Raw genomic sequence first — 383 nt, forward strand, 5'->3', positions numbered from 1 at the left:
GCATATTAGACACGGCTGGCATTGCATTAACCATTGCCGTTTTCAGTCTCAGCTCTTGGTTACTATTTCGCTCAGCACCTTATATTATACGCATCCTTGGGCAAACCGGCATCAACGTGATCACCCGGATTATGGGGCTAATTTTAGCAGCATTGGGCGTGGAGTTCATAGCCAACGGTTTGCGCAGCCTTTTCCCTGGCCTCGCTTAGATACCGATTATTCATTATCACACAGTTACAAATTAAGACACGGTTACAAATTAAGAAAGCGCCCAATGCGCTTTCTTAATAATCATTCAACATAGCGGAAATCATTTTTCAGCGAGGATAATTCGCAACGTTCGACGCAATGGCTCGGCTGCTCCCCACAAAAGCTGGTCTCCT

Annotated in this window: 1 protein-coding gene; it reads left to right on the forward strand. The window is 45.7% G+C overall.

Annotated features, from left to right (window positions below):
- On the forward strand, positions 1-209 hold a 209-nt coding region (locus B7C60_RS18690; protein WP_281251687.1), incomplete at its 5' end, for a MarC family protein.
- Positions 210-383: the final 174 nt, after the last annotated feature.

Source organism: Vibrio fujianensis (assembly GCF_002749895.1).
Taxonomy (GTDB): Bacteria; Pseudomonadota; Gammaproteobacteria; order Enterobacterales; family Vibrionaceae; genus Vibrio; species Vibrio fujianensis.